This window comes from Novosphingobium resinovorum (assembly GCF_036352595.1).
Lineage (GTDB): Bacteria > Pseudomonadota > Alphaproteobacteria > Sphingomonadales > Sphingomonadaceae > Novosphingobium > Novosphingobium resinovorum_B.
The window spans coordinates 46,210-69,560 of record NZ_JAZFAX010000001.1; the positions used below are offsets into that span (position 1 = coordinate 46,210).

At 69.3% G+C, this 23,351-nt stretch carries 24 protein-coding genes; 15 read left to right on the forward strand and 9 right to left on the reverse strand.

The genetic code is table 11. The annotated features are described in order from the left end of the window. Window positions 1-10: 10 nt before the first annotated feature. Together V2S85_RS00230 and V2S85_RS00235 are read left to right on the forward strand one after the other, a co-directional pair. Window positions 11-298, forward strand: a complete 288-nt coding sequence (locus tag V2S85_RS00230; RefSeq protein WP_330701373.1) for a DUF1467 family protein — start codon at window positions 11-13, stop codon at window positions 296-298. A 7-nt stretch (window positions 299-305) separates the two neighbouring features. Beyond that, window positions 306-1,256, forward strand: a complete 951-nt coding sequence (locus V2S85_RS00235; RefSeq protein WP_330700880.1) for a rhodanese-related sulfurtransferase — start codon at window positions 306-308, stop codon at window positions 1,254-1,256. Window positions 1,257-1,326: 70 nt separating this feature from the next. On the opposite strand, the gene V2S85_RS00240 is transcribed toward V2S85_RS00235, so the two are convergent. Then, entirely contained in the window at window positions 1,327-3,978 is a 2,652-nt protein-coding gene (locus V2S85_RS00240) for an ATPase (protein ID WP_330700881.1), read from the reverse strand. Between the two features lie 69 nt (window positions 3,979-4,047). Between V2S85_RS00240 and V2S85_RS00245 the strand changes: the two genes are divergently transcribed. From V2S85_RS00245 to V2S85_RS00260, 4 genes are all read left to right on the forward strand, one after another. After that, window positions 4,048-4,350, forward strand: a complete 303-nt coding sequence (locus V2S85_RS00245; RefSeq protein ID WP_330700882.1) for an Hpt domain-containing protein — start codon at window positions 4,048-4,050, stop codon at window positions 4,348-4,350. A 91-nt stretch (window positions 4,351-4,441) separates the two neighbouring features. Further along, window positions 4,442-5,623 (forward strand): hypothetical protein, encoded by a 1,182-nt coding sequence (locus V2S85_RS00250; RefSeq protein ID WP_330700883.1) that lies wholly within the window; start codon window positions 4,442-4,444, stop codon window positions 5,621-5,623. A gap of 35 nt (window positions 5,624-5,658) precedes the next feature. After that, the gene (locus V2S85_RS00255; RefSeq protein ID WP_330700884.1) at window positions 5,659-6,591 is read left to right on the forward strand and encodes a hypothetical protein; all 933 of its coding nucleotides are present in this window, start codon (window positions 5,659-5,661) and stop codon (window positions 6,589-6,591) included. After that, complete coding sequence (locus V2S85_RS00260; protein ID WP_330700885.1) at window positions 6,588-7,964, forward strand: sensor histidine kinase; 1,377 nt, start codon at window positions 6,588-6,590, stop codon at window positions 7,962-7,964. The genes V2S85_RS00255 and V2S85_RS00260 overlap by 4 nt, the downstream gene beginning before the upstream one ends. 3 nt (window positions 7,965-7,967) lie before the next feature. On the opposite strand, the gene V2S85_RS00265 is transcribed toward V2S85_RS00260, so the two are convergent. The 3 genes from V2S85_RS00265 to gltX form a co-directional block, all read right to left on the reverse strand. Beyond that, a complete protein-coding gene (locus V2S85_RS00265; RefSeq protein WP_330700886.1) occupies window positions 7,968-8,165 on the reverse strand; it encodes a hypothetical protein in 198 nt (65 codons plus the stop codon). A 127-nt stretch (window positions 8,166-8,292) separates the two neighbouring features. Beyond that, window positions 8,293-9,576: a citrate synthase gene (locus tag V2S85_RS00270; protein WP_330700887.1), complete on the reverse strand. Its 1,284-nt coding sequence runs from the start codon at window positions 9,574-9,576 to the stop codon at window positions 8,293-8,295. Between the two features lie 11 nt (window positions 9,577-9,587). Further along, window positions 9,588-11,054 carry a glutamate--tRNA ligase gene (gene gltX / locus V2S85_RS00275; protein WP_330700888.1) on the reverse strand — a complete coding sequence of 489 codons (1,467 nt, stop codon included), beginning with the start codon at window positions 11,052-11,054 and terminating at the stop codon, window positions 9,588-9,590. A 348-nt stretch (window positions 11,055-11,402) separates the two neighbouring features. Here gltX and V2S85_RS00280 point away from each other — a divergent pair, with 348 nt between their 5' ends. The 5 genes from V2S85_RS00280 to V2S85_RS00300 all read left to right on the forward strand — a co-directional run bounded on the left by V2S85_RS00280 (window position 11,403) and on the right by V2S85_RS00300 (window position 17,232). Then, window positions 11,403-13,295 carry a ComEC/Rec2 family competence protein gene (locus tag V2S85_RS00280; RefSeq protein WP_330700889.1) on the forward strand — a complete coding sequence of 631 codons (1,893 nt, stop codon included), beginning with the start codon at window positions 11,403-11,405 and terminating at the stop codon, window positions 13,293-13,295. 20 nt (window positions 13,296-13,315) lie between these two features. After that, the gene (locus tag V2S85_RS00285) at window positions 13,316-13,993 is read left to right on the forward strand and encodes a glutathione S-transferase family protein (RefSeq protein WP_330700890.1); all 678 of its coding nucleotides are present in this window, start codon (window positions 13,316-13,318) and stop codon (window positions 13,991-13,993) included. A 151-nt stretch (window positions 13,994-14,144) separates the two neighbouring features. After that, window positions 14,145-14,534 (forward strand): hypothetical protein, encoded by a 390-nt coding sequence (locus tag V2S85_RS00290; protein WP_330700891.1) that lies wholly within the window; start codon window positions 14,145-14,147, stop codon window positions 14,532-14,534. After that, complete coding sequence (locus V2S85_RS00295) at window positions 14,527-15,927, forward strand: NAD(P)H-hydrate epimerase (RefSeq protein WP_330700892.1); 1,401 nt, start codon at window positions 14,527-14,529, stop codon at window positions 15,925-15,927. The genes V2S85_RS00290 and V2S85_RS00295 overlap by 8 nt, the downstream gene beginning before the upstream one ends. Before the next feature lie 39 nt (window positions 15,928-15,966). Beyond that, complete coding sequence (locus V2S85_RS00300) at window positions 15,967-17,232, forward strand: class I SAM-dependent RNA methyltransferase (protein ID WP_330700893.1); 1,266 nt, start codon at window positions 15,967-15,969, stop codon at window positions 17,230-17,232. Window positions 17,233-17,360: 128 nt separating this feature from the next. Here V2S85_RS00300 and V2S85_RS00305 read toward each other — a convergent pair whose 3' ends face one another. The 3 genes from V2S85_RS00305 to V2S85_RS00315 form a co-directional block, all read right to left on the reverse strand. Continuing rightward, window positions 17,361-17,621 (reverse strand): hypothetical protein, encoded by a 261-nt coding sequence (locus V2S85_RS00305; protein WP_330700894.1) that lies wholly within the window; start codon window positions 17,619-17,621, stop codon window positions 17,361-17,363. 33 nt (window positions 17,622-17,654) lie between these two features. Next, entirely contained in the window at window positions 17,655-17,885 is a 231-nt protein-coding gene (locus V2S85_RS00310; RefSeq protein ID WP_330700895.1) for a hypothetical protein, read from the reverse strand. A 109-nt stretch (window positions 17,886-17,994) separates the two neighbouring features. Beyond that, a complete protein-coding gene (locus V2S85_RS00315) occupies window positions 17,995-18,966 on the reverse strand; it encodes a threonine ammonia-lyase (protein WP_330700896.1) in 972 nt (323 codons plus the stop codon). On the opposite strand from V2S85_RS00315, the gene V2S85_RS00320 reads away from it, so the two are divergent. Continuing rightward, window positions 18,965-19,144 (forward strand): hypothetical protein, encoded by a 180-nt coding sequence (locus V2S85_RS00320; RefSeq protein WP_330700897.1) that lies wholly within the window; start codon window positions 18,965-18,967, stop codon window positions 19,142-19,144. The genes V2S85_RS00315 and V2S85_RS00320 overlap by 2 nt on opposite strands. Window positions 19,145-19,210: 66 nt before the next feature. Here V2S85_RS00320 and V2S85_RS00325 read toward each other — a convergent pair whose 3' ends face one another. Together V2S85_RS00325 and V2S85_RS00330 are read right to left on the reverse strand one after the other, a co-directional pair. Continuing rightward, window positions 19,211-19,849 carry a class I SAM-dependent methyltransferase gene (locus V2S85_RS00325; protein ID WP_330700898.1) on the reverse strand — a complete coding sequence of 213 codons (639 nt, stop codon included), beginning with the start codon at window positions 19,847-19,849 and terminating at the stop codon, window positions 19,211-19,213. A gap of 5 nt (window positions 19,850-19,854) precedes the next feature. Beyond that, the gene (locus V2S85_RS00330) at window positions 19,855-21,081 is read right to left on the reverse strand and encodes a DUF3419 family protein (RefSeq protein WP_330700899.1); all 1,227 of its coding nucleotides are present in this window, start codon (window positions 21,079-21,081) and stop codon (window positions 19,855-19,857) included. A gap of 255 nt (window positions 21,082-21,336) precedes the next feature. Between V2S85_RS00330 and V2S85_RS00335 the strand changes: the two genes are divergently transcribed. The 3 genes from V2S85_RS00335 to V2S85_RS00345 are packed head-to-tail and all read left to right on the forward strand — an operon-like array spanning window position 21,337 to window position 23,347. Beyond that, window positions 21,337-22,548 carry a saccharopine dehydrogenase family protein gene (locus V2S85_RS00335; protein ID WP_271181103.1) on the forward strand — a complete coding sequence of 404 codons (1,212 nt, stop codon included), beginning with the start codon at window positions 21,337-21,339 and terminating at the stop codon, window positions 22,546-22,548. Next, window positions 22,548-22,991 carry a hypothetical protein gene (locus tag V2S85_RS00340; protein ID WP_330700900.1) on the forward strand — a complete coding sequence of 148 codons (444 nt, stop codon included), beginning with the start codon at window positions 22,548-22,550 and terminating at the stop codon, window positions 22,989-22,991. Before V2S85_RS00335 ends, V2S85_RS00340 begins: the two co-directional genes overlap by 1 nt. Window positions 22,992-22,996: 5 nt before the next feature. Further along, the gene (locus V2S85_RS00345) at window positions 22,997-23,347 is read left to right on the forward strand and encodes a DMT family protein (protein WP_008828838.1); all 351 of its coding nucleotides are present in this window, start codon (window positions 22,997-22,999) and stop codon (window positions 23,345-23,347) included. Window positions 23,348-23,351: the final 4 nt, after the last annotated feature.

The window sequence follows — 23,351 nt, forward strand, 5'->3', positions numbered from 1 at the left end:
TGCGATGGCGATGAACTGGACGTCGATGATCGCGATCTATGCGTTGTTCTGGGTCATGAGCGCGTTCATCGTCCTGCCGGTGGGCCTGCGCACGCCCGACCAGGTCGAGGGGCATGTCGTGCCGAAGGGCCATGCCACCAGTGCGCCGGTGAATTTTCGCCCCGTGCTGGTCGCCAAGCGGGCCACGGTCGTCGCCGCGATCCTGTTCGGGCTCTATTATGCCAATTACGCGAACCAGTGGATTACCGTCGAGGACATCAATTTCTTCGAGGCGCCGGTGAAGGATCTTGGCTACTAGGCGCGCCATGGACAAGCATGACATCGGGGCCGTATGCGTGGCGGCCCTCTACCGCTTCACGCGTTTCGAAGAGCCTGCGGCGATCAGGGGCCCGCTGGAAGACCTGTGCCGCGAACAGGGCGTCAAGGGCACGCTGCTGCTGGCCGGCGAAGGCATCAACGGAACCATCGCCGGGACTGCGGCGGGGATCGACGCCGTGCTGGCGCATGTCCGGGCGCTTCCCGGCTGCGCGGACCTCGACGTCAAGTTCTCCGATGCGCCGACGATGCCGTTCCATCGCATGAAAGTGCGGGTCAAGCGCGAGATCGTCACCATGGGCCAGCCCGATATCGATCCGCTGGCCAGCGTCGGCACGTATGTCGAGCCCGGTGACTGGAACGCGTTGATTGCCGATCCCGGTACGATCGTGATCGACACCCGCAACGATTATGAAGTCGCGGTCGGCACCTTCGCCGGTGCGATCGACCCTGAAACCCGCAGTTTCCGCGACTTTCCGGAGTGGTTCCGCAATGAGCGCGAACGCCTGCTCGGAACGGGAACGGCGCCCAAGGTCGCGATGTTCTGCACCGGGGGCATCCGCTGCGAGAAATCGACCGCGTTCCTGAAGCAGGAAGGCGTCGAGGAGGTCTATCACCTCAAGGGCGGCATCCTCAAATACCTGGAGACCGTCCCACGCGAGGATAGCCTCTGGCAGGGCGAGTGCTTCGTCTTCGACCAGCGCGTGACGATCGGCCACGGGCTGGAGCAGGGGACGTACGAACTGTGCCACGCTTGCCGCCGTCCGGTGGACGCAGCGGCGCGGACTTCCGAACTTTACGAAACGGGTGTCAGCTGCCCCGCCTGCCATGGCGAGCGGACTGCAGAGCAGCGCGCCGGCTATCGCGAGCGGCACCGGCAGGAAATGCTCGCCGCCGAACGCGGCGAGGCGCACGTCGGCGCCGCCTACCGCGCCGGTTGAACTACCGGAACTAGCGCATCGTCGTTCCCGCGAAGGCAGGAACGGCGAGACGCCTGGCGGTGATGTCGCTCTAGCTGCGCAGCCGCTCGATGCCCTGCGCCAGCGCGACGTAGAGCTTGCCCATGTCCGAGGACAGCAGCGTCACGCCCAGTGCATTGCCGTCGCGCGTCGAGAGTACCTGCCGCAGGATCGACTCGAAATCGTGGATGTAGCGGCTGACGTTGGCGCGGAAGGTGTCGTCGCGCTCGAAGATCTGCTGGATCGCCTTGGCCTCGCCCGCGTCGAGCAGGCTGACCGCCCGGCGGGTGAAGATGCCGCGATCGCCGCGCAAGTAGGCGGCCCAGGCGCTGTCGGCGATTTCTCCCGACAGTACCGAGGCGATGTCGATCGCGTTGGAGTTGAGCGATTCGGTGATGACCGCCGCGCGCCGGGCGAAATCGTTGTCGACCTGCTCCTCGGCCTGCGTCCGTGCCTGCGTGACGCGGCCTTCGAGGTTGCCGACGAGGTCGTCCACCTTGGCGATCTGGTCGCGCAGCTGCATCGCCGCCTCGCGGCTCGCGCCCGAGGCATGGGCGACGGCCTGTTCCAGCTGGCCCGAGATTTCGGCGACTTTGCCGCGCATGGCCTTTTCGATGGCGGCCGCGCTCTCCTCGCCCAGGACTTCGGCGACGCGGGTGATGCGTTCGGCGCTGTCGTCCTCGATCGCCGAGACGGTTTCGTCGAGCGTGGTGCCGAGCGCGGCGAGCGCGGCGACGAGGGCGCCCCCGGCCTTGTCGGCAGCGGCCTGCGTTGCCTTGTCGATCTCTCCCAGCGTCGCCTGCAGGCGCTCCAGCAAGGCGGCATGATCGGCGCCGCGCGCGGAAATCTGCGCCTGCGCCTGTGACAGGCCGGAGATCAGCGCGTCGAGGTCGCGGCCGGAGACGCCGATTTCCGCCGCGACATCCTCGCCGCCCTGGCTCGCTTCGCGCAGCTGCCCCAGCACGGCGCCCAGACCGTCCTGAAGACGCCGCAGGCGATCCTCGGACACGGCGAGCGCTTCGGGCAGGGCGGTGTTGGTGTGGCGCGCGCTGGCCTGGATGAGTTCGAGCAGACGGACGCTGTCGTCGGTCAGCTTCTCCACCTCGCCATCGGTGGCGGCGAGCGTCGCACGGGCGGCGGTGAGCCGGTCGGTCAGCGCCGCAAGGCTGGCCGAGAGGTGGTCCTCGCTCTCGCCGGCATGCGCCGCGATCGTCTCCAGCCTGGCTTCGAAGCGGCCGAGTTCGCCGGTGACCGCAGCCGCCCGTTCGGCGAGCGCGGCGGCCTGGATGCGGTGGCGCTCCAGCCGTTCGGCGATCGAGGCGTCGAGTTCGCCGAGCATGTGGTCGATGCGGGCGACGGCGTGGCGTTCCTGCTCGACCTGCCGCGACTGGCGTTCCTGCGCTTCCATCGCAAGACGCTCCGCGCGCAGCCCGATCGATTCGTCGATCTGGCGCGCTTCGGCAGTGATCGTGGCGAGGCGTCCCGCGAGGGCGTCCACCGCGCCCTGCTGGGCTTCGGCGATCGCGGCGTTGGCGGCTTCCTGTTCTTCGGACAAGTCCGCGAGCGAGGTGCGCAGCGCGTCCGTCGCGCGCTCCTCGGCGTGGCGCAGGGCGCGCGATACGACGTCGCTCTCGTCACGCAGCGCCACGAGGCGGGCGCGCAGCGAGGTCAGGCTTTCGGCTTCCTGGCGATCGAGCTGGCGGCGGCTCTCGTCGATCTCGTCGGTCAATGCCTTGGCGCGGGTGCGGATCGCGGCGAGGGCATCAACTTCGTGCCGGTCGAGCTGGGCGCGGAATTCCCCGCCGCGTTCGTCGAGCGCGGCGAAGCGCGCGGTCACGGTCTGTTCGAGCTGCTCGCCGCGCTGGTTGAAACCGTCGAGCGTCTCGTTCACCTGTTCGCGCAGCATCGCCACCTGGCGGGTGCTGGCCGATCCGAACTCGTTCAGGCGGTTGAACCCGTTGATCATGTCCTCGAGCTGGGCATGGGCGGTGCGCCCGGCGTGGGCGATCGTGTTCGTCACGTCCTTGGCCGAACTGGCGATGACCGGCAGCTGGCCGCGCAGCTTCTCCATGTTTTCCAGCGCGGCATTGCTGACGGTGCTGATCGAATCGACCCGGGCGCCATTGTCGCGCACCAGTTCCTGCAGCCGGTCGGCGTTCTGCGACAGCCGCTCGGCGGCAAGGCGGCCGAGGGTTTCCAGGTCGCGCGACTGCGAGGCGATGAATTCACGGGCCAGGCTGAGTTCGCGGTTCACCGTCGTCAGGCGCCGTTCGAGCAGCGCGGATTCGCTCGACAGCACGCGGGCGACATCGCCGAACCGGCGCGCCTCGCGCGCGCTGCTCCGCATCGTCAGGAGCCACACCACGCCGACGAGGAGCACGGGGACGCTCCACTGCGTGACCAGCGCGGGCACTTCGGACAAGGGGAACCCCCCGGCCAGCGCAGGCAGCCGCGCGGCGAGGAAAAGCGCGGTCCAGGCGGCGACGACACCGCCGGCCAGTGCGGGTGCGACCCAGCGGCGCGCCGAGGCTTCACCGGCGGGTTCTTCGCCGTCATCGCTGGCGGCCGGCGCGACCCATGCGTCGTCCCACGATGCCGCCGCTTCAGCGTGCGCCCCGGTTTCCTGCGCGATTTCGGATGTCTCGGTCCCGGCCGCTTCGCCCGTGCCCGTCCCGAATGCGATGATCCTGTTTTCCCCAGCCATCCGCAGACGATACCACGAGCGCCCGGCCAATAAACCCTGCTTTAAGACTTCGCGGATTAACCTGGGGAAATGGCTTATGAAGCAGGCGCCCTCGAAGCGACCCTCGCTGCCGCTGCAGGCGGCGATCCGGTGCTCATGGCGGAGTTGCGGGCGGCGTATATCGAAGGCGTCGCGCGGCAGGTCGACCTGCTCGAACGCGCCCGCTGCGACGGCAACTGGGTGGTCGCGGCGACGCGGCTCAAAGGCCTTGCCGCCAGCTTCCATTCGGCGCGGCTGCTGGTGCTCGCACAGGCCGCGCTCGACGCGGCACCGGGCGAGCCCACCGCCGTGCGCGGACTGAAGGCCTATCTCGCGGAGTTTTCCCGAGACTGATCCAGCACTTTGGCTTGGCACTCGCGGCGGACCTGCCTACATCTGTAAGCGGGGTGCTGGAGTTTCGAATTTGCGCATAGCATTGTTGGCCATGACGGAGCCTGCCACATCGGGGCAGCCGTTCCCGCGCGCATTCCTGCGCGTGGCGGGCGCGAGCGTCGCGCAGCACCAGTTGGGCATGGCGATCGCGCTCGAATGCCAGCGCGTGATCTGCATGGCGCGCGGCACTTCGCCCGAACTGATCGCGCTCCAGCACGATGCCGAGGATGCGGGCCTGCAGTTCGCGATCGCGACGGGCGCCGGGCAACTGGCCGGGCTGGTGACCGCCGGCGACGAACTCGTCGTGATCTCGGAAGGTCTCTTCGCCGATCCGGCACAGGCGGTGGCGCTGCTGGAGGGGCGTGCGCCGGTGGTCCTCGTGCAGCCGGTGGAGGGCGCGCTGGCGGCCGGGTTCGAGCGCATCGACATCAACCGCGCAACCGCCGGGCTGATGCGCGTCTCCGGCGCGATGGTCGAGCGCTTGCACGAACTGCCCGTCGACGTCGATGCCGTCTCGGCGCTGACACGCATCGCGCTGCAGTCCGGCACCGCCATGCGCGAGGTGCCGGCGGTGGCCCGCAGCGGCTCCGGATGGCGGATGGTCCGCAGCGAGGCGGAAGCTTACGCGCTCGAGGACGAATGGATGCGCGCCCGCTTCGCGCAGGACGGGGTGCGCACGCCTGGGCGCACGATCGCGCGCTTCGCGGTGCTCAGTTTCGGTTCGTCGCTGCTGCATGCGGGCAATGCCAGCAACGTGGTTTCGGCGGCGGTTCTGGTGGCGCTGTTCATCGCCGCGGGCATGGGGTGGTTCGGGTTCGTGTGGTGCGCCTTCGCGCTGCTGGCGGTCGCCTGGCTGCTCGTCGAGGCGAGCCGCCTGCTGCGCGCGGCGGAACGGCAGGCGCTCGGCCAGGCCTGCCCGGCGATCCCGCGCGCCGATGCGCTGGTCTGGCTGGTCGATGTCGCCTTCGCCGCGCTGATCCTGCTCGACATCGAACGGTTTCCGGCGGAGCCGCTGGTCGCCTGGCTGTGTACGCCGGCGATCCTGCTGCTTTTGCTGGTGCTGCTGCCACGCGTCGCCGAGGGGCGGATCGCGGGGCTGTTCGGTGACCGGGCGCTGCTCGGGCTGCTGCTCGCCTTCGCCTCGGGCTTCGGCCAGGTGCTGCCGGTCGTCAGGCTGCTGTCCGTCGGTGTGGTCGTCGCGGCGCTCGTGCTGCCGCGCCGGCGCGACGGATAACCCCGAATTAACCAGATGCCGGTTAGACGGGTCATATGATCGATCAGGCCGTCCATTCGGCAGACACCCCGGGCACCGTGGCCAGGCTGCGGCGCGACCTCGCACGCGGCGACGCGGCGGCGGCGGCGGCCGTGCCGGTGCTGCGCTATCTGGTCGCGGCCGAGGAAAGCGCCTTGCTGGGCGAGGAGATCGTGACGCGCGTGCGTGCGATGCTGTCGGACCTTGCCGCGCAGCTTCTCGACGCCCTGATCGGCGAGGCCGACCGCCGGGCCCACGCGCCCGACGAGATCGCCGTGCTGACGCGGGCGTTCCTCGACGATCCTCTGCTGCTGGGCCATGTCCATGCCCTGGCGCTCGAGTGGCAGTTGACCGAACGGCTGCAGGAGCGGCTCGCGCTCGATCCGGTGGCATCGCCTCTGGTGCTGGCGCGTATCGCCGCCGGGGATGCCTCGGCACGCGGCTTCCTGGCGGCGCAGGCGCGATGGAGCCAGGCCCAGCGGCGCATGGCGCTGCCGATCGCGGAACTCCCGGCCGAAGTGCTCGAGGCGGTGCTGGCCATCCTGCGCACGCTGGCCGGGGCCGAGCCGGCCCTGGCCGACCGCGTTAACGCGGTCGAAGCGGCGGCGCGCAGCCTTCATGGCGAGACGGAGAACCGGCTCGCGCAAGCGCAGGCGCTGGTGCGCGAAGCCGGTGACCGGTCGCCCATCGTCGCCGAGGACGGCGCCGCGCTGTTCCTGACCCGGCTGGCGATGGCCTCGGGCCAGACGCGCGAGGCGGCCACGCTGGCGACCCAGCCCGGCCAGCAGGCGCGTCTGGTGCTTGGACTGCAAGCCGCAGGGGCCTCGGCAGGGGTGGTGGAAGAACAGATTCTGGCGCTTCATCCCGGCGCCGCGGCGCCGCAGGGACTGGCGGGCGGCGATGCCGTTCAGGCGGCCGCGATCCTGTCCGGCGAAGGGCTGGCGGGATGAGCGGGGCAGGGGCCATCCTCGCGCGCGGGGCCTGCGATGGGCAGGACCGGCTGCTGACGGCCGACGAGCCGCTCGCCGGCCTGCAATTGCGCTGCGGCGGCGACATGCCCGGTACGATCGCGGTTCCCGAGCTGCTCGATCTCGTGCGCAGCGTGCGGCGTACCGGCAGGTCGGCGGCGCGCGCGGTCAATGCGCAGGACGGCAGCGATGCGATCTCCAGCTGGGTGGAAGTGGCGCCCGAGGGAGAAGGCACCGCGATCCAGGTCCGCAGTTGGCAGGCCACGCCGCTGGTGTCGGAGGACGGCGCGGCGGCGGGGCAGCGCCGGGCGGCGATCGATCGTCATCTCGCCGAGCTTTCCGCCTGGCTGGACGACGGCCAGCGGGTGATCGTAGTCACCTCGCAGGCTCCCGAGCTTGCCGCGCTGACGGCGGCGATGGAGCAGGGCGCGGGGCGTTGCTGGACCGAATTCCTTCCCCCCGCCGAAGTCACGCACCAGCAGCCGCTGCATTGGCGGCTGCTCGATGGCGCCCCGGTGATCGTCGCCGGATCGCCGCGCGACTGGCGGGTTTCGCTGATCCCCCAGATCCGCCCCGGCTTCGAGCCCTCCGGCTTCGAACTGCTGCTGCTTTCGGATCAGGCCGCATCGCCGGCGGCGGCGCCCCCGGCCTCGGCTCCACATCCTCCAGCGCCGCGCCGGGCACTGGTCGGGCAGGATCTCGCCCCGGTGCTCAAGCAGCCGATCGCCCGGATCGTCGCCAATGCGGAGACGATCCGTACCCGCCTCGCCGGGCCGCTGCCGGACGCCTACGCCGACTATGCCGGCGAAATCGCCAGCGCGGGCAAGCTGCTGCTCGATCTGCTGGACGACATGGCCGACCTCGAAGTGGTCGAGGCGGACAGTTTCTCCACCACGCCGGATTTCATCGACCTTGCGGAAGTCGCGCGGCAGGCGGCGGGCATCCTCGGGGTCAGGGCGCGCGAGAAGGGCATCGTCCTGCAGGCGCCGGAGGCAGGCGAGACCGTGCCGGCGCTGGCGGAATTCCGGCGCGTGCTGCAGGTGCTGCTCAACCTCGTCGGCAATGCGATCCGCTATTCGCCCGCCGGTTCGCAGATTGTCATCAGCGTGGAACGCGATGGCGAGCGCGCGCGGGCGACGGTGGGCGATCAGGGGCCGGGGCTCGCGCCCGACCAGCAGGCGCGGGTGTTCGAGAAGTTCGAGCGGCTCGGCCGAAGCGGCGATGGCGGCTCGGGGCTGGGGCTCTACATCTCGCGCCGGCTCGCCCGCGCGATGAATGGCGACCTGACCGTGGAAAGCGAAGCCGGCCAGGGCGCGCGATTCATTCTGGAAGTGCCGGTCGATCCGGAAGGTTGAGGGTCAGGCGCGCCGCGCCAGCCAGACGACGATCGCCCCCACCATCGCCAGCACGACACCGCGAATGGCCCAGGCCCGCTGGCCCACCATGATGCTGTCGTGCGGCCATTTCAGCACGCCGGTGCCCTGGAAGGCCACGAAGAGTCCGGCGCAAATGGCGAGCAGGCCCAGAAGCAGGGCCAGGATTCGAATGAACAGCATGTTTATAGCGCCCCGTTGAAGCATCGAGCATGTGCCCGTGATGCGGCGGGATTGTGGCGGGGCGCCGCAGATAACGAAAAAGGCCCCCGCTTTCGCGAGGGCCCCGTTCTTTTCCCGGATTTGCGGCTCAGCGCTGGCCGAGCGGCACGTAGTCGCGCTGCGTCGGGCCGGTGTAGAGCTGGCGCGGACGGCCGATCTTCTGGCCGGGATCGGAGATCATTTCGTTCCACTGCGCGACCCAGCCCACGGTGCGCGCGAGCGCGAAGAGCACGGTGAACATGGTGGTCGGGAAGCCGATCGCCGAAAGGATGATGCCCGAGTAGAAGTCCACGTTCGGGAACAGCTTCTTCTCCGCGAAGTAGGGATCGCTGAGCGCGATCTCTTCGAGGCGCAGCGCGGTCTCGAACAGCGGATCGTCCACCTTCAGCGCGTCGAACACTTCGCGCACGGTCGACTGCATGACAGTCGCGCGCGGGTCGTAGTTCTTGTAGACGCGGTGGCCGAAGCCCATCAGGCGGAACGGGTCGTTCTTGTCCTTGGCACGATCGATGTAGTGCTGGATCTTGTCCGGCGTACCGATCTCCTTGAGCATGTTGAGCGCGGCTTCGTTCGCGCCGCCATGTGCGGGGCCCCACAGGCAGGCGATGCCGGCCGCGATGCACGCGAAAGGGTTCGCGCCCGACGAACCGGCAAGGCGCACGGTCGAGGTCGAGGCGTTCTGCTCGTGGTCGGCGTGGAGGATGAAGATGCGGTCCATCGCCTTTTCGACGGCCGGGATCACCTCATACTCTTCCGCGGGCACGCCGAAGGTCATGCGCAGGAAGTTGCCGGTGTAGCTCAGCTTGTTGTCGGGGTAGACGAAGGGCTGGCCGACCGAATACTTGTAGGCGGCGGCAGCGATCGTCGGCATCTTCGCGATCAGGCGGTGCGAGCTGATCTTGCGATGCTCGGGGTCCGCGATGTCGGTCGAATCGTGGTAGAACGCCGAAAGCGCGCCGACCACGCCGCACATGATCGCCATCGGGTGCGCGTCGCGGCGGAAGCCCTGGTAGAACTGGCGCAGCTGCTCGTGCAGCATGGTGTGGCGCGTGATGGTGTTCTCGAACGTGGCAAGCTCGTCCTTGCTCGGCAGTTCACCATTCAGCAGCAGGTAGCTCGTTTCCATGAACGAGGAATTCTCGGCCAGCTGGCCGATCGGATAGCCACGGTGCAGCAGCACGCCTTCGTCGCCGTCGATGTAGGTCAGCGCCGACTCGCAGCTCGCGGTCGAGGTAAAGCCCGGATCGAACGTGAACGCGCCCGTCTGGCCGTAGAGCTTGCGGATGTCGATGACGTCCGGACCCACGCTTCCCTTGAGAACGGGATAGTCGTGTTCCGCGCCGCCGACGCTCAGTTTAGCCTGATCACCCACCAATTATCTCCTTATGACTGCGACCCGGCGGGAACCTGAGCCTGCTCGCCGATGCGCGCGAGGCTCTCTTCCCGTCCGAGCAATACCAGTACGTCGAATATCCCCGGCGAGGTCGTCTGACCCGTCAGGGCTGCCCGCAAGGGTTGCGCGAGCTTGCCGAGACCCAGTCCCAGGTCTTCGGCCATTGCCTTCAGGTTGGCTTCCAATGCCTCGAGAGTCCAGTCGGCCTGGCCGGACAGGCGCCCATGGATCGCGGCGAGGCGCTCGCGCCCCTCGTCGGTCAGGAGCGCCAGCGCCTTCTCGCTCATGGCGAGGGGGCGCTGGGCGAAGAGGAAGACAGAGCCTTCTGCAAGTTCGTTCAGATCCTTGGCACGGACCTTGAGCACGGGCATGGCGCGGACCAGCAGGTCGGCGGGCTCGTCGCCGTCCACGCCTTCGAGGCGCGCTTCGACGAGGCCGGCCAGCCGCACGTCGTCGGCCTCGCGGATATAATGCCCGTTGAGATTCTGGAGCTTGGCGAGGTCGAAGCGCGAGGGGCTCTTGCCCACGTCGACCATGTCGAACCATTCGATCGCCTGCTCGCGGCTGATGATTTCCTCATCGCCGTGGCCCCAGCCGAGGCGCAGCAGGTAGTTGAACACGGCTTCGGGCAGCAGGCCCATCTCGTCGCGATAGGCATCGACGCCCAGCGCGCCGTGGCGCTTGGACAGCTTGGCGCCGTCCGAACCGTGGATCAGCGGAACGTGGCCGTAGACCGGCACGTCCCAGCCCATGCCGTTGATGACGACGAGCTGGCGGAAGGCGTTGTTCAGGTGATCATCGCCGCGCAGGACGTGGGTTACGCCCATGTCGTTGTCGTCCACCACCACGGCCAGCATGTAGGTCGGGGTACCGTCGCCGCGCAGGATGACGAAGTCGTCGATTTCCTCGTTCTGCACGGTCACCGTGCCCTGCACGAGATCCTCGATCGTCGTCGAACCCTCGCGCGGGGCCTTGACGCGGACCACCCACGAGCGGTCGGCCGGCCAAGTCGCGGGATCGGCATCGCGCCATTCGCTGTCGATGCGGAACGGGCGGCGTTCTTCCTGCGCCTTCTGGCGGCGCTCGGCGAGTTCTTCCTGGGTCAGGTAGCAGCGATAGGCGTGGCCGTTCGCCATCAGCTGCGCGGCCACTTCGGCATGACGGTCCGAGCGGGCGAACTGGAACACCGGCGCCTCGTCCCCGTCGAGGCCGAGCCACGAGAGGCCGTCGAAGATCGCGTCGATCGCCGGCTCCGTGGAGCGGGCGCGATCGGTATCTTCGATGCGCAGCAGGTACTTGCCGCCGTGGCGGCGCGCGAAGAGCCAGTTGAACAGCGCGGTGCGAGCGCCTCCGATATGGAGGTAACCGGTAGGCGAGGGAGCAAAGCGCGTTACGACGGGGCGGGGCCGGGGTGCCTCCGTGCCAGTCGCCTCGCCCGATGCACTGCCGCTTGCCATCTACCCGACCTTCCTGTCCTATTGGCGGCCATGGGGATCCACGCCGCGACTTGTGAAACTGCGCTTCCGGAAGTGCCCGGAACCGCTGCATTGCAGCATGGGCCATGGACCGCCAAAGGCCTCTTGTCGAGGGTTTTGGCCGCCGTCGAGCGATTTCTTTCGCAGGCCGGATTCGAACGCGGTCCGTGGCTGGTCGTGGCCTTCGCGGCCGGCATAATCGCGTGGTTTCGGCTACCTTCCTGGCCGTGGTGGAGCGGGTTTTGCCTGGCCTGCGTTGCGGTTTTTGCAACTTGTCATGCGACCTTCTCGCGCCATGGAGCCCATCCGCATCTGGCGCGGGCGGCGCGGGTGCTTCCGCTCGTGGTGATGGCGGGTTGCCTGATCGTGTGGGGACGTTCCTGCCTGGTCGGGCAGCCGGGTATCGAGCGGCCGATCGCGGGCCTCTTCCATGCCCGCGTGCTGGCAATCGAGCCGCAACCCGCGTTGCAGCGCGATCGCCTGCTGCTGGCCATGCGCGAGCCGGGAACGGGGCGGGCGATCAAGGCGCGGCTCAACGTCCCCGGTGAAGGAGCGGCAGGCGTCGCCGTCGGCGATCTCGTGGCGTTCCGTGCCAGGCTGATGCCGCCGGCGCCGCCGATGCTGCCGGGTTCGTACAACTTCGCGCGCACATCGTGGTTCACCGGCATCGCGGCGAGCGGCGCGGTGATCGGCGAAGTGCGACTGGTCGAGCGCGGGAAGCGCGGGCAGGGCGGGCTGGCACGGCTGCGCCAGTCGCTCACCGACCACATCGCCCGCAGCATCGGCGATCGGCGCGCCGGCATCGCGGCGGCCTTCGTGACCGGGGACCGGGGCGCGATTTCGCCTTCGGACGACCAGGCGATGCGCGATTCCGGCCTCGCCCACCTGCTGTCCATCAGCGGCCTGCATGTCAGTGCCATGGTCGGCGCGGTCTATGTCCTGGTCATCCGGATACTGGCGCTGTTTCCGTTCGTGGCGCTGCGCGTGCGGCTGCCGATCGTCGCGGCCGGGGGCGGGGCGCTCGCCGGGGTCGGCTATACGCTGCTCTCGGGCGCAGAAGTGCCGACGGTGCGCTCGTGCTTCGGCGCGCTGCTGGTGCTGGCGGCGCTGGTGCTGGGACGCGAGGCGCTGTCGCTGCGCATGCTGGCGGTGGCTGCCTTCCTGGTCATGCTGCTGTGGCCCGAATCGGTGACCGGCCCCAGCTTCCAGATGAGCTTCGGGGCGGTGCTGGCGCTCGTCGCGCTCACCACCGCCGAGCCGGTGAAGCGCTTTCTCGGTCCGCGCGACGAATCGCTGGCGGCGCGCGGATTGCGGCACCTGGCGCTGCTCCTGCTCACCGGCGCGGTGATCGACCTCGCGCTCATGCCGATCGGGCTCTATCACTTCCACCGCGCGGGTGTTTACGGCGCGCTGGCCAATGTCGTGGCGATACCGCTTTCCACTTTCGTGGTCATGCCGCTGCTTGCCGGGGCGCTGGTGCTCGATCTGGTCGGGCTCGGGGCGCCGGTGTGGTGGCTGGCAGGCATCTCGATCGACCTGCTGACGGGCCTCGCCCACTGGTTCGCATCGCGCCCCGGCGCCGTGAACCTGCTTCCCGCGACCAGCCCCGGCGCCTTCGCGCTGTTTGTTGCGGGAGGACTGTGGCTTGGCTTGTGGAGCGGGCGCATACGCTGGATCGGCCTGGCGGCGGCCCTCGCGGGCGGAGCGATGCTCGCCGCCGCGCCGCCTGCCGACCTGCTGGTTTCCGGCGATGGACGCCATGTCGGCGTGGTAGAGGACGGCGGAGTGGTCGGGGAAGGCGGGGCGCGGCTCTTCGTGCTGCGCGGCGGTGCTGGAGGCTATGGGCGTGACAACCTGATGGAGCTTGCCGGCATGGAAGGCGAGCCCGCCGCGCTCGACCGCTGGCCCGGCGCGCGGTGCAACCGGGACTTCTGCGCCTTTGCGATCGCGCGCTCCGGGGCGATCTGGCGCGTGCTCGTCTCGCGCGGGCGGGACGCGGTTCCCGAACGCGCCCTGGCGGCGGCCTGCGAACGCAGCGACATCGTCGTGTCCGACCGCTGGCTGCCGCGCAGTTGTCGCCCGCGCTGGGTCAAGGCCGATCGCGCGTCGCTGGGGCGCACCGGAGGGCTGGCGATATACCTGGGCAAGCGACGGATCGATACCGTGGCGCAGACCCAGGGAGAGCATGGCTGGTGGCATCCCGCGCCGCCGGCATTGCCATGAGACGGAGCAGAGGAACGCCGATGACGACGATCACCATCACCGCCTTCGAGACTTCGCCCGACCGGGGGCGCGGTCTTGCCCGCGACATGCGGGTGCGCTGGGCGCTGGAGGAACTGGGGCTGCCCTACGCGGTGCGCCTGCTGTCGTTCGAGGCGCTCAAGCAACCCGCGCACCGTACGCTCAATCCCTTCGGGCAGATACCGAGTTTCGAGCAGGACGGCATCGCCCTGTTCGAATCGGGTGCGATCGTGCTGCACCTCGCCCGGACCCATCCGGGCCTGCTGCCCGCCGACCCGGCCGCCCAGGCCCGCGCGACCGCGTGGCTGTTCGCCGCGCTCAGCACGGTCGAGCCGCCGATCGTCGAACGCAGCATGGCCGCGTTGTTCGAAAGCGCGAAGCCCTGGCACGAGGAGCGGCTGGCCATGCTGGACGGGCGCGTGCGGGTGCGGCTGGACGAGCTGTCGGCGCATCTCGGCCAGCGTGAGGCGCTCGATGGGGGTGAGTGGCTGGACGGTGCGTTCAGCGCCGGGGATCTGATGATGGTCACGGTGCTGCGGCGGCTGGAAAGCTCGGGCATCCTTGCCGACTACCCCGGTCTTGCCGCCTACATCGCCCGCGCCCAGGCACGCCCCGCCTATGCGCGCGCCTTCGCCGACCAGCTTGCGGTCTTCGAGCGCAGCCAGGCCGCAAACTCCTAGGAAGGGGCTGACCGGCCATGGCGTCTGCAGGATCGCGCCTGGGCCCCGGGAGGTGGGAGGTGCCGCTGCCATGCCCGGATCACGGGCGGCACGGGGCCATTCGGGGAGGGGGTCTTTCGATATCCGCCTGCGGTGCCTAATACGGTGGCCGATGACTTCCTCACTCCTCCGTTCGCTCCTCGTGCTCGCGCCTTGTCTCGGCGCCTTCGGCCTCGCCGCCGCATGCTCGGGGGAGAAGGAGCCGGGGCCGGTCGCGGTGGGGCTGGAACATATCGACTGCGCCGTCGGCGGCGTGACCAAGCTGACCCCCGCCTGTTCGGTGGAGAGGATCGAGAAGGATGGGCGCACCACGCTCGTCGTCCATCATCCCGACGGCGGCTACCGGCGCTTCGCGGCGACCGGGGACGGGACCGGGGTGACGACGCTCGACAGCGCGGGGCCGGTGCGCTCCCGGCTTGTCGACAAGCGTCTCGAAGTTACGGTGGGGCTCGACCGCTATGTCTTTCCCGCAACGGTGAAGCCCCATGCCGCACATGACTGATACTTCCGGCCAGATCCTTTCCGCCCGCCAGATGCGCGAGGCCGAGGCGCGGCTGATCGCCGCCGGCTCCAGCGTCGAGGCATTGATGGACGTGGCCGGGCGGGGCGCCGCCGAATGGGTCTGGCGCATGGCGGCGCACCGCCGCGTCACCGTGCTGTGCGGGCCGGGCAACAATGGCGGCGACGGCTACGTGCTGGCCGAGGCGATCCGCCGGCGGGGCGGCGATGCCGTGGTGGTCGCGGCGGCGGAGCCCGCGACGGACGCCTGCCGCGCTGCGCGGGCGCGCTTCGGCGGCGAGATATTGGGCCCCGATGCGCCGGTCAGCGGCGAGGTGCTGGTCGATTGCCTGTTCGGCACCGGGCTGACCCGGCCGCTCTCGACCGGGCATGCGGCGCTGCTCGCGCGGCTGGCGCGGGACCATGCAAGGTGCGTGGCGATCGACCTGCCGAGCGGCATGCAGTCCGATTCCGGGATGCTGCTGAACGAGGGCCTGCCGGCCTACGACCTGACGATCGCGCTGGGGGCGTGGAAATTCGCGCATTTCCTGATGCCCGCCAGCGCGCGGATGGGGCAGCTTCAGCTGGTCCGGATCGGCATCGACGGCGTCGATGGCGCGGCGCGGGCGATCGCGCGGCCGATCCTCGCGGCGCCCGGCGCCGATGCGCACAAGTACCGGCGCGGGCTCCTTGCCGTCGTCGGCGGGGCGATGCCGGGGGCGGCGGTGCTGGCGGGGGTCGCCGCGCAGGGCGCGGGCGCGGGCTACGTCAAGCTGTTCGCCGAGAGCAAGCGCAACGTCCCCGCCGACCTCGTGGTCGATCAGGGGGCGCTGGCGGAGGTACTGACCGACGATCGCAACACGGCGGTCCTCGTCGGCCCGGGGCTTGGCCGCGACGCGGCGGCGCGCGAGCGGCTGGTGGTCGCGCTGGCGGAGCCGGTGGCGGCGCTGGTCGATGCCGATGCACTGGTGCTGCTGGCCCCGCGCCACCTCGCCGAGCGTACTGCGCCGACGATCGCGACCCCGCACGAGGGCGAACTCGTGGCGCTGGAGCGGGCCTTCGACCTCGACGGCGCGGGTACGCGGCCCGAACGCGCACTCGCGCTCGCCCGGGCGAGCGGGATGGTGATCGTCGCCAAGGGCCCGGACACCGTCGTCGCGGCGCCGGACGGGGCCATCGCCTGCGCCGCGCGGGCGCGTTCGTGGCTCTCCACCGCGGGCACCGGGGACGTGCTGGCGGGCGTGATCGCCAGCCGCCTCGCCACTGGTACCGAACCGTTCGCGGCGGCTTGCGAGGGCGTATGGCTGCACGGGGAGGCGGCGCGGCTCTGTCCGCCTGCGTTCACCGCCGGGCAACTCGCGCGCGCGGTGCCGCTCGCGCTGGCGCATTGCCTGTAACTTGCTAGCCGCGCCAAGCGGGAGCATAGGCGCGCTACCATGACCGAATCCGAAGAAATCCTGCGCATCGCCTCCAAGGGCGACGGCGTCACCGCGTCCGGCCGCTTCGCCTGGGGCGCCGCGCCCGGCGACAAGCTGCGCATCGACGATACGCTCGAATGGGGGCCGCATCACGTCGAGCCGCCGTGCCGCCACTTCGGCCAGTGCGGCGGGTGCCAGCTGCAGCAGCTCGACGAGGAAAGCCTGACCGCCTTCGTCGAGGCGCGCGTGGCCAATGCCGCCGCCTCGCAGGAACTGGGGACGCAGGCGCTGGCCGCGCCGCATCTCTCGCCGCCTTCGTCGCGCCGCCGGGCCTCGCTGCGCGCGGAAAGCTCGGGCGGGCGCGTGGTGATCGGTTTCCGCGAGGCGAAGTCGCACCGGCTGGTCGAAGTGCAGGAATGCCACGTCCTCGTGCCCGAGATCGTCGGATTGCTCGGCCCCTTGCGCAAGCTGCTCATCACCATGGGCAAGGCGGCGCCGGTCAAGAAGGGCCGCCACGGCAAGCCCGCGCCCGGCAAGGCGCAGGCGCGCATGGCCGCCGACATCGAGATGACGCTGGTGGACCAGGGCATCGACCTCGGCATCAAGGGCCTGACCGCCGAGGGCCTCGCCGCCACCGAGGCGATGCTGGACTTCGCGCGCGAACACAAGCTGGCGCGCCTGACGATGGACGGCGGCTACGGCTTCGAAACGGTGTGGGAGCCGGTGCCGGTTACCGTCACGCTCGGCGGCGTCAAGGTGCCGTTCCCCCCGGGCACGTTCCTGCAGGCGACGCTCGACGGCGAGGAGGCGCTGGTGAGCGCCGCGCGTGAATGGCTGGCGGGTGCGCCGACGGTGGCGGACCTGTTCTCGGGGCTGGGCACCTTCGCCTTCGCGCTGGCCGGGCCGGAGACCAAGGTGCTGGCCGCCGAAGCCGCGCGCGACGTGCACTATGCCTGCAAGGCGGGCGCCGACCGCGCGCAGCTGCCGGTGTTCAGCGTCCACCGCGACTTGTTCCGCAACCCGCTGCAGCCCGACGAACTGAGCCGCTTCGCCGCCGTCGTGCTCGACCCGCCGCGTGCCGGCGCGCGGGAGCAGGTGGACTGCATCGCCGATTCGAGCGTGGGGCGCGTGGTCTACGTCAGCTGCAACCCGTCGAGCTGGTCGCGCGATGCGGCGCGGCTGATCGAGGCGGGCTTCCGGCTGGTGGAACTGCGCCCGGTCGGCCAGTTCCGCTGGTCCACCCATGTGGAACTGGCGAGCTACTTCGTGCGGGATACGGCGTAACGTCAGCCTGAGCCGGATGGGGGCTTTGGCAAGCTCAGCTTGAGCGGATTTGAGAGATCTGCCACCGGGTCCGCTCACCCTGAGCTTGTCGAAGGGTCACGGCTGAGCCCTCCGAAGCCCCCGGCGCGCTAATCCGCGCCCATTTGCGCCATCATGTCCATGAAGTCGCGCGCGGCATTGCGTTCGTCCTCATGCTCGAAGGCGACGTCGAGATCGGGCGCGGAGCCCAGGATGTACATGAAGGTCCAGAGCGCGAAGCGGCGGCCCTTGTCCTTCTCCATGCCGAAATCGACCTTCATCCGCTCCACCCCGGCCTCGATCCCGGCGGGGGTGACGGTGGAAAGGTCTTCGGTGGCGAAGTAGCGGCGCAGCTGGTCGTCGAAATCCATGGCGGCGCTCCTAGCAGCTACGGCGCACCGGCTTCAACCGCGTTCGCGATCCCAGCCGCAGCAGCCGCCGCAGACCGGGTAGGCCATCGCCCCCCAGGCGCTGGCGATGAAGCCGATGAAGAACACGCTCCAGCCCAGCCCCCAGTTGCGACTGGACAAGGCGTCCGCCAGCGCCGCCAGCGTGATGCCGATGAAGAACAGTTCCACGGCGATGAAGACGAGCTTGAACGGCTTCAACGGGCGGAAGGGCACTCCCTTGTCCATCGCGTACTCCCGAACTCTTTTATCCTTGTACCGGGAATATATCCTGCAATCGTTGCCTGTTCCATAACAACTTTGATCGGGCCGATGCGGTGTCCGCCAGGTTTACGCCCTAGTTCGTGCCCGACAGCACTTGCGCGAAGGCCCCGGCGTCGGTGTTGCCGCCGGACAGCACCACGGCGGTGCGTTCACCGAGTTCCACCTTGCCCGCCAGCACCGCGGCCAGCGCCGCCGCGCCGCCGGGCTCGATCACGAGGTGCAGCCTGGCGAAGGCGAGGCGCTGCGCCGCGCGCACTTCGGCGGGCGTGGCGACGAGGCCGAACGGGCAGCGCGCCTGCAGCACCCGGAAGTTGATCGGCCAGGTCGCCGGCGTCTGCAGGGCGTCGCAGGCGGTGGGCGGCGCATCGGTTGCAACCCGTTCGATGTGCCCGGCGGCGAGGCTGCGGGCGACATCGTCCCAGCCTTCGGGCTCGACCGGTACGATGCGCGCGTCGGGGCAGGCGAGGGCGAGGCCCGAGGCCAGTCCGCCGCCGCCGCAGGGCGCCACGACCAGGTCCGGTTCCCCGCCCGCCCACTGGCGCATCTGCGCGGCGATCTCGATGCCCGTGCTGCCCTGGCCCTCGATGATCCAGGGGTCGCCATAGGCATGGACGAGGGTGGCGCCGCGCGCCGCGCAGAGCCGCGCGGAGACTTCGTCGCGGTCCTCGCCGCCGGGACGGTCGTAGAGCACGACTTCGGCGCCGAGCGCGCGGGTGTTGGCAAGCTTCACCTGCGGGGCATCGACCGGCATCACGATCGTCGCCGCGATCCCAAGGCGCCGCGCGGCCCAGGCGACGCCTTGCGCATGGTTGCCGCTCGATACGCCGACGACCCCGCGTGCGCGCTCGTCGGGCGACAGCGCGGTGAGGCGGTGCCAGGCGCCCCGGATCTTGAACGCGCCGACCGGCTGCAGGCTTTCGGCCTTGCACCAGATCGTGCGGCCATCGATCTCCAGGGGCAGGAGCGGGGTGGCGGGGAGGATCTCGGCCACCTTGCGGGCGGCTGCGGCGACGCCTTCGGCGGTCGGTTCGCGGGGGGAAGTCATGGCCGGGGTCTTAGGGGCTCGCGGCGCCGGATGGAAGTCAGCGGCAGGGAACCGCGGCGCTTCCGGCACATTGTTCCTTCATAACCAAGGAGAACGGATCATGGGCAAGGGTATCCTGTTGTGGCTTATCGGCGTTCCGATCCCGGTCATCCTGCTGTTGTGGTTCTTCTTCCACTGAGGGCGCGTGTCGCCGGGATGACGGCGACCCGCTCCAATGCCGAGGCTTCGAGAGCCTGCCCCGCCGTCAGCGTGACAGGCGCACCATCTGGTAATAGCCGAAGGGCCCGCGCTGGTGCTCCGCCACCAGGCTTTGCTCGCGCGCCACGCGGGCGGCGACTGTGGCGAGGTCTTGGCGGGGCGTGACGTGGAACTTCGCCAGCCATGCCAGCAGCGCCTTGCGCAGAGGCGAGGGCAGGCCGGCGCAGTCGCCGAAATCCACGACATGCAGCCGCCCGCCCGGCGCCAGCGTCGACGCGGCCTGCGCCAGCGCCGCTTGCCAGTCCGGGATCATCGAGACGGCATAGGACAGCATCACCCGTTCGAACCCCTCGCGCCCCAGCAGCGCGCCGGCGTCGAAGCGGGTCGCGTCGCCCAGTGCCAGCGTGCCGCCGGTCCCCAGCGTGCGCCGCGCGCCGCGCAGCATCTCGCTGGAGATGTCGAGCCCGAACAGCTTCACCCCGCGCCAGATCCGCCCCACCCGGGCGAGGTTGCGGCCGGTGCCGCAGCCGATCTCCAGCACCGCCATGCCGGGCTTGGCATCGAGTTCGTCGATCAGGCGGTCGCGGCCGAACAGGTAATATTTGCGCGTCAGGTCGTAGATCGGGCGCTGCCAGCGGTAGATGCGGTCCATCAGCGCGGCGTGGCTGGGGGCTGCGGTCGCCATGGGGTTCAGCCCTTCAGCACGTAGAGGTGGACGCCGCCGTAGATCGACGAACGGTCGGTGAGCGTCGCCGTCTGCGATTGCTCGATGCGGTAGTCCCAGCGACCCAGGATGGCATCGGGCACGCGGCCGGGCAGCAGCGAGGGTTCGGCGGCGGTGCGGAACAGCACGCGGGCGCCGGGTTTCGCGGTGCGGGTGATCTCGGTCCACAACTCGGTAAGCTGGGTGTCGGTCATCCAGTCCTGCGCGTCGAGCAGGACGTAGCGGTCGTAGCTGGCGTCGTCCGCCGCGGCGAGGACATGGGTGAAGTTGGCGTGGCGAAGGTCCAGCCGGTCGAGCCGGTCGCGGACCAGCGGCAGGTTGGCTTCCTGCAGGTACGGGGGCAGGGGGGCCTCGGTGCCCTTGCCGTAGCCGCGCGAGAACGCCTGCCAGGCGAAGTAGTTGTCGTTGACCGGGAAGTGGCAGGCCAGCTTCTCCAGCCGGCCGCGCAGCACGTCGGCCATCGACTGGCCGCCCGCCAGCGCGTCGTACTGTGCGGGCGGGATGCCGAGGCCGAACAGCGAGGCGGGGTGCTTGGTCAGCCAGCGCACGAAGCGGCGCTCGAACACCGGGGCGAAGCGCTCGTCGAAGATGCGGCGCTGCTCTTCCATCGAATCGGCGTCGAGAAGCTCGGCCGGGTTCACCTTGTGCAGTTTGGCGATGACATGCGCCGCGCCGATGAAGCCGCCGAGCAGGCCGTGGCGATAGACGCCGCGCGTGAACGCCCCGATGCGGCGGCGGCCGACCAGGTCGCGGCCTTCCCAGTAGCGGCGGGTCGCCTCGTCGAGGTGCGGGGCGAGGCGCTCGCGGTAGAGCGCGACGTTCTCCGCCCGGTCGGCCTCGGCGATGAAGCGGCGCACGTCGGCAGGGCTGAGGTGGCGCACGGCGGCGTGCTTGAGATTGTTCAGCGCGATGTGCGCGGTGTTGAGGTCCACCACGGTGATGTGCGCCGGGTCCGCCGTCAGGTAGGACAGCGCGTTGCAGCCGCCGCTGGCGATGGTGATGATGCGGCTGTCCGGCGTGATCTCCATCGCCGCCATGTCGGCAACCGGGTCTTCCCAGATCTGCGCATAGACGAGGCCCTTGAACGCCATCGCGAAGGCCTTGTCGAGCAGCCGGGTCTTGCGCGATGCCTCGTCGCGGACGACCGCGTTTTCGATGAGGCCCGAACGAGGACGGGAACGGGGTCTGGTCATGGCACTGGCTCCTGCGAAGGGATGCGGCGCGGATGACACTGCGGGGTGACCGGCTGATGACGCCTCGAAGGCGGTTTATGACACTTCGGGGGTGGTCCGTGCGGCGGTTGCGGTTGCGCGGTGTGCCGCTAGGGTATGTTTAGGTGCCGTTGAGTGCACCTTGTGTGCCACACAGTTGAGTTGTCACAGAACGGCCCTATATGGCGCGCTTTCGATTGGCCTTCAGGGCCTTGATGCCGCAATGGAGACAGGTTGATGAGCAAGGTTCTGGTGATCGGCGCGGGCGGCGTCGGATCGGTCGCGGTCCACAAGATGGCGATGAATCCCGATATCTTTTCGGACATTCATCTCGCCAGCCGCACGGTCTCGAAGTGCGAGGCGATCGCGGAATCGGTTAAGGCGCGCACCGGCGTGACCATCGGCACTTACGCCATCGACGCCGATGACGTGGCGGCGACCTCGGCCTTGATCCGCGAGATCGGTCCGAAGCTGGTGGTTAATCTTGCCCTGCCTTATCAAGACCTTGCGATCATGGATGCCTGCCTTGCGACCGGCACGCACTACATGGATACCGCGAACTACGAGCCCAAGGACGTGGCCAAGTTCGAGTACCACTGGCAGTGGGCCTATCAGGAGCGCTTCAAGGAAGCCGGCCTGATGGCGCTGCTCGGTTCGGGCTTCGACCCGGGCGTCACCAGCGTCTTCGCGATGTGGCTCAAGAAGCATAAATTGAAGACCATCCGCACGCTCGACATCCTCGACTGCAACGGCGGCGACCACGGCCAGGCTTTCGCGACGAACTTCAACCCGGAGATCAACATCCGCGAAGTCACCGCGCCGGCCCGCCACTGGGAGAACGGCGACTTCGTCGAAACCCCGGCGATGGCCAAGAAGGTGAGCTTCGACTTCGAGGGCGTCGGCCCCAAGAACATGTACATGATGTACCACGAAGAGCTTGAAAGCCTTGCGAAATTCCTGCCGGAAATGGAGCGCGGCCGCTTTTGGATGACCTTCGGCGATGCGTACATCCAGCACCTCACCGTGCTGCAGAACGTGGGCATGACCCGCATCGACCCGGTGATCTACAACGGCGTCGAGATCGTGCCGCTGCAGTTCCTGAAGGCGGTCCTTCCCGAGCCTGCATCGCTTGGTCCCACGACCAAGGGCAAGACCAACATCGGCGACATCGCGACGGGCGAGGCGCTCGACGGTTCGGGCGAAAAGACGTTCTACATCAAGAACATCTGCGACCACGAAGACGCCTACGCCGAGACCGGCAACCAGGCCGTCAGCTACACCACCGGCGTGCCCGCGATGATCGGCGCGGCCATGGTCGTGACGGGGGCTTGGGTTGGCGAGGGCGTGTTCAACATGGAGCAGTTCGACCCCGATCCCTTCATGGACATGCTCAACAAGCACGGCCTGCCGTGGACCGTCGAGGAACTGTCCGAACCGCTGCCGTTCTGATGGGCGCCCGCTCGCGCCTCCTGTTCCTGACCGCGCTGGGTGCGCTGGCGCTGGGTGGCTGCACCCCCGTCGAAGCGCCCAAACCCGGCCCTGTTGCGCCCGGGCCGGTCACGCCCACGGCGCCGACCGGTCCCGCCGAGCCTGCAGGCAACCAGTCCTACGCGCGCGATATGAGCGCGGCGGACAAGGCGGCCTGCACCTCCGGCGGCGGCACGGTGCAGCGGCGCGGGATGCTCGGCATGGAGATGTGCGTGCATGCTTACGCGGACGCGGGCAGGCAGTGCACCGATTCCGCGCAGTGCGAGGGCAAGTGCGTGGGCAGCGCTGGTTCGGTATCGCCGGACAAGGCGGCGACCGGGCAATGCCAGGCCGATGATCGCCTGTTCGGCTGCTATGCGGAGATCAAGGGCGGCAAGTCCGCCTATGCGATCTGCGTCGACTGAGCGGCATGAACTGGTCCTTCGTCGCGCCCGTAGCTTTGCTGGCGGGTTCCAACCTGTTCATGAACACGGCGTGGTATCTCCACCTCAAGGTGCCCGGAAAGGCGCTGTGGGTGGCGATCGCGATGAGCTGGGGCATCGCCTTCTTCGAGTATTGCCTCGCCGTTCCGGCCAACCGGATCGGCAGTTCCGCCTATTCGCTCGGCCAGCTCAAGGTCATGCAGGAGGCGTTCTCGCTGCTGGGCTTCGTGCTCGTGGCCTGGGCGCTGTTCGGGCAGAAGCCGGGCTGGAACGAGATCGTCGGCTTCTGCCTTGTCGGGGCAGGGGCGTGGTTTATCTTCAAAGGCCCGCTGGGCTGACTTG